Origin of the sequence: Acinetobacter sp. YH12241, assembly GCF_013417535.1 — a bacterium.
Taxonomy (GTDB): Bacteria; Pseudomonadota; Gammaproteobacteria; order Pseudomonadales; family Moraxellaceae; genus Acinetobacter.
The window spans coordinates 1-4,886 of sequence record NZ_VPDQ01000055.1 but is presented as its reverse complement, the minus strand read 5'-3'; the positions used below and the strand labels follow the sequence as shown (position 1 = coordinate 4,886).

The 4,886-nt window shown below is 39.3% G+C and carries 5 protein-coding genes; 4 read left to right on the top strand and 1 reads right to left on the bottom strand.

The features are described 5' to 3' along the window. Window positions 1-372: 372 nt before the first annotated feature. Window positions 373-1,074: an HAD family hydrolase gene (locus FTV18_RS15360; protein ID WP_180018782.1), complete on the top strand. Its 702-nt coding sequence runs from the start codon at window positions 373-375 to the stop codon at window positions 1,072-1,074. Window position 1,075: 1 nt separating this feature from the next. Here the strand turns inward: FTV18_RS15360 and FTV18_RS15355 are convergent, their stop codons facing one another. Continuing rightward, entirely contained in the window at window positions 1,076-1,753 is a 678-nt protein-coding gene (locus FTV18_RS15355; RefSeq protein ID WP_180002480.1) for a DUF421 domain-containing protein, read from the bottom strand. Window positions 1,754-2,231: 478 nt separating this feature from the next. Between FTV18_RS15355 and FTV18_RS15350 the strand changes: the two genes are divergently transcribed. The 3 genes from FTV18_RS15350 to FTV18_RS15340 all read left to right on the top strand — a co-directional run bounded on the left by FTV18_RS15350 (window position 2,232) and on the right by FTV18_RS15340 (window position 4,638). Next, the gene (locus tag FTV18_RS15350) at window positions 2,232-2,918 is read left to right on the top strand and encodes a carbonic anhydrase (protein WP_180018786.1); all 687 of its coding nucleotides are present in this window, start codon (window positions 2,232-2,234) and stop codon (window positions 2,916-2,918) included. A gap of 143 nt (window positions 2,919-3,061) precedes the next feature. Beyond that, window positions 3,062-4,105 carry a molecular chaperone DnaJ gene (locus FTV18_RS15345; protein ID WP_180018788.1) on the top strand — a complete coding sequence of 348 codons (1,044 nt, stop codon included), beginning with the start codon at window positions 3,062-3,064 and terminating at the stop codon, window positions 4,103-4,105. Between the two features lie 158 nt (window positions 4,106-4,263). Further along, on the top strand, window positions 4,264-4,638 hold the full coding sequence (locus tag FTV18_RS15340) for an endonuclease domain-containing protein (RefSeq protein WP_180018784.1): 375 nt from the start codon (window positions 4,264-4,266) through the stop codon (window positions 4,636-4,638). Window positions 4,639-4,886: the final 248 nt, after the last annotated feature.

Sequence of the window (4,886 nt, the reverse complement as noted above, 5' to 3'; positions counted from 1 at the left end):
AGTGATGGGAGAGAATGTTCAAGAGTGGATTCTAAATGTTCAGATAAAGACATAAAAAAATGAGCGTATTTACATACACTCATTTTTACTACATTTTACTAAAATTTGCTTAACTGACTGGCATTACACCACTTGGTGGGATTTTTTATATCAATACTTTAGGAGAAAGGTTATTTTTAATAAAGCATAGGGATTTTTGTACAGGCTTAAAATACAAATTCTAACCCAGAGTTTTATTTTCCTATCAAAAAGCGGTGCTTCAGCATCAATTTTTTATGCTTAAAACAACAAAACTTAGCAATTTTAGGTCTAATCTACCCAGTTTCAGGCTGTTACCATGGCTGAAAGTTTCAATATTTTGATTTGAACATTATGACGATCCAAGCCGTTTTATTTGATCTCGACAATACCTTGACGCATCGTGACCTGACGACACAGGCCTATAGCCGTTATCTGGCAGAATATTATGCTTCGGCACTAGCACAGGTTGAACTTGAGAAAATTATTGAGATTGTGCGACGCATAGACAATGGCGGTTATCCCAAAAAGGAATTGCTGACTCATGGCAGTATTGGCGCTTCAGCTGCATATGCATTATTACAGGAATTATCTTGGTTAACTCCACCAGATCTAGACGAGCTGGCGCAATTCTGGTTTAGTCAGTTTGGACGTTTCGCCGTAGAGATGCCGCAAGCAGGGCGAGTATTAAAACAGCTTAAAACTGAAGGTTATCGCTTGGCCATTGTATCCAATGGCGGCCATGACACCCGATTAAATACCATTCGCGGTTTAGGTATTGCAGATTATTTTGATGAGATTATCAGTTCAGGTCTGGTCGGCTTTAATAAACCGCAACCGGAAATTTTCCAGATTACCGCAGAGCGTTTAGGCGTACAGCCAGAACAATGTCTTTATATTGGTGATCATCCTGTCAATGATGTTCAAGGCGCAACAGCCGCAGGTATGCATGCTTTGTGGATGCAAGGTTTCCATCCGAATGCCGAGTATATTCAATACAAGATTCAGCAACTACCAGAAATCTTTGACAATTTGCAGCGGCTTAAGCAGCTTTAATTTAAGTAATCCGATGGCTATTCATGGCTTTTGCCCATTGGTGAGAGTGACAGCGCGGACAAGTCTGTTCCGCTTCTTTTAAATGCTGGACTTGACCGCAATAAATACAGGCATAAAGTTCTTCTGGTCTGACTTCTTTGACAATGCAGCAGGATTTCGGGAAAAGCGGGAGCCCATGCCGAACATCATCTGGATGGAAATATAAAATGCTGAATTTACCGTCAGTTTCCAATAAACCCAAACGAACCTGACCTAAATGTTCAATGCCTTGCTGACGCATTTCAGCAAAGAATTCATCATGAGACATTTTGCCTTTTTTAATTTCATCAATGACCAGTAAACCATCTTCCACAATATGAATCGGTTTGCCTTCGAGCAGGTCTTCAAACCATTGAAATTTCATCATGAGCCAGGTGGTGAGGCGATACAGAAAAATGATCACCGACATGATCAGCGCTGCCTGGATCAGAGGAAGATCTTCTGTAAACATCGGATCGCCGGCAATAGAACCTAAGGCAAGAATGATGGTGACTTCAAAGATCGAAAGTTGTCGTACCCCACGTTTACCTGTCAGCCGCAGAAACAGGATAATCATCGCGTACATCACTACACAGCGCAGCAAAATTTCTGTGGCAAATTCCCAAGTCGTATCATTTATAAATATGGTGGCCCAGTCCATTGTTATTATTCCAGATCACTCTTTGTTACGAGTCTATCAATCTCGGCTGTTAGTTTGCTGCTGTAATTGTGTAAGTTTTTGAATAAAAATAAATTATGTTTTTTGAATGTGATTGCTATGAGTGAAAGATATAGCGATTTTAAGAAAATAAGATAGATATTTCATGTAAATATTGATTGATTATTCAACAGATTAAATTTGAACCAGTTCACATTTTACTCTGTGTGATTTTTAATCAGTACAAATAATATCCTACTGAAATATATCAAGATAAAATCTGAGCAATTTCCTAGGAATAAAGAGAACTATTTAATGATTTGTAATCAAATAACTTGATAATTATAAATTTCTGTATGTTGTGGCCTGAAAAATATAGCGATTAGATCAAGCTAAAAATCTGTTTTTTAAATTAAAAATATTGATTTTGACTTCCAAGAAAGGATGTATTGTGAAAAAGATATTCACGCTTTTAACGGTTATGGGCTTAAGTACAGCGGTATTTGCAGATGCAGACTGGAACTATGATCAGCCTGAACAATGGTCGACTCTAAACCAGAAATATTCAGCCTGTAATGGACTGAACCAGTCACCAATCAATATCGAGCGAACAGTCAAAGCCGAACTGGAACCGCTCAAGTTTAGCTATAACACTATGATTCACACAATTGAAAATAAAGGTCATACCGTTCAGGTAGACTTTGCTCAAGGCGGAGAATTACAGCTGGATGGTGAAACTTTTGTGCTGAAACAGTTTCATCTACATAGCCCAAGTGAGAACCTAATTAAAGGCAAGAGCTATCCTCTAGAGATTCATTTTGTCCATGCCAATACTCAAGGTGAACTTGCTGTAGTGGCGATGATGTTTGCGCAGGGTACAGAAAATCCGATGCTTAAACGTATGTGGAATCGCTTGCCGAAAAAGCAAAGTGAAAAAGTCGTCTTGAAGAAACCGCAACCTGTAAATGAGATGTTGCCTAAGAATCTGGATTATTACCGCTTTAGTGGTTCGCTGACCACACCACCATGTTCCGAAGGTGTGCGCTGGTTAATTCTGAAAGAGATCCAGCAGGCCTCAAAGCAACAGATTTCAGAATTTTCCAAGCTAATGGGACATTCAAATAACCGTCCGGTACAGCCCTTAAATGGCCGTGTGGTACTGGAATAATAAACAGCAGCATGGAAAAAGCAGACACAGTTCTGCTTTTTTTAATTCTGATACAAATTTCAATAGCCTAAGGTCAAAAGAACTTTGTGGCGAATGCTGAAAGAATTAATATAGATAAGATTTCCTTGGGTCTTTCTGCTGCCATGCTCTTTGACTTAAAAACCATGATCCAGCCATTCACAGCACTTTCGCCACAGCAGAAGAAGCTGGATCGTCTGATTGATAAAATCGAACAGCAGAAGTTGGAGTTAAAACAATGGCAACAGGCTGAAGAAGACCTACAGCAATATACGCATAAAACTTTTATGCCGGTCTATCATGAATTGCATGGTGTGCTGTTTGAGCAGCTCGAACAGCTCTGGAACCACTTACAGGAAACAGATTTTACCAAGGTCGAGTTGGTAGTACTGGATGAGAAGATTCAATACCTGGCAGATTATCTGCAAGATTCTCAGGCGATGTCAGCGCAAGAAGCCAATAAGGTCAATGAAATCTTCACCTATTATCAGCAACGTGCTGAACATGCTCAATTCAGAAAAAGCCAAAAAAAGACCAATGAACTGGAAAGATTCTTTAAGAATGAAAATATCCCAGATCCGGCAGATGCTGAGGGATTTGAAGAATGGGCTTCTGATCATTTTCAGCAAATCCGCGAGCAGGCCAAACTAAAACGCCAGCAGGAAAAGCAGAAACAGGCAGCCGCAATGGCAGAGCAGTCAGTGAAATCTGTATATTTAAAGATTGCTGCAGCGATTCATCCGGATCGTGAAGCGAATGATGTAAAAAAGATTAAAAAAACTGAATTGTTGCAGCGTGCCAACGAAGCCTATGCAGAACAGGATTTGTTTGTCTTATTAAAAATGCAGCTTCAGATTGAGCAAGATCGAGATCCTTCGCAAAAGAGTTTAAGTGCAGAGCAAGTCAAGCTGTATCAACTGGCTTTGGATGTGCAGAGCCAGAAGTTACAAGAGCAGATTGATGCATTGATCAATCGATTGGTCTGGTCATCAAAAACCAGAATTGCAGTCAAAAAGGCAAAAGGTAAGGTTCAAATTGCTGATCTGTATAAACAGATTGATGAAGATACTTCCACTATCAAGCAGCAGATTAAGGTCGAAAAAGAACGCCTGATGTATATCAAAAAGGTAAGTGGATTAGAGATGTTTTTAAGGCGTGGGATGCTTTAAGGTTTTTCTACCTCTCCCTTTGGGAGAGGGTTATTTTTAGATTCACCTCTCCCTAACCCTCACTTGCGCTTCGTTTTAAAGCAGTGCTTTAAAACTTGCTCAGGAGAGGGAATTCCATTGTGTATCATATAATAAGAATTATATTAAGAAGAAATAAAATGAAAATAGAACCCCAATTACTAGAATTCGCTAAATCCATGCGCCACTCTGCTAAAGATGCAGAAAACCTGATGTGGCAATTACTTCGTGCTAAACGCTTTATGAATCTCAAGTTTCGCCGTCAGCATGTGATTGCTTCCTTTATTGTAGATTTTTACTGTCATGAAATTGGTTTAGTGATTGAGTTGGATGGCAGTCAGCATGGAACGGATGATGTTATTGAATATGATGCTGAACGGACTAAGTTTTTGGAAGCTTTAGGTTTAGCGGTTGTACGGTATTGGAATAATGAAGTGTTGTTAGAAACTGATGCTGTATTAGATGATTTATGGGAAGTGTGTTTAGGGCTTAAAAGTAAAAACACCTCTCCCTAACCCTCTCCTAACAGGAGAGGGAATTTCATTACTAAATCCATGCAAGTATTAATTCAAATGACGCTCCCTATCCCTTTGGGAGAGGGTCGGGGTGAGGGAAAATTAAGAGAAAATTTTATTCGAGGGCGTTCAAAATTCTGTGTCAGTAAATTTGACTAGATTTTAATTATATCATCTAATCGACCTTCAAAGTAAATGGATAATTGAGTAATCGTTTGTCCCCATTCCTGAATAGGCATTGTCCATTT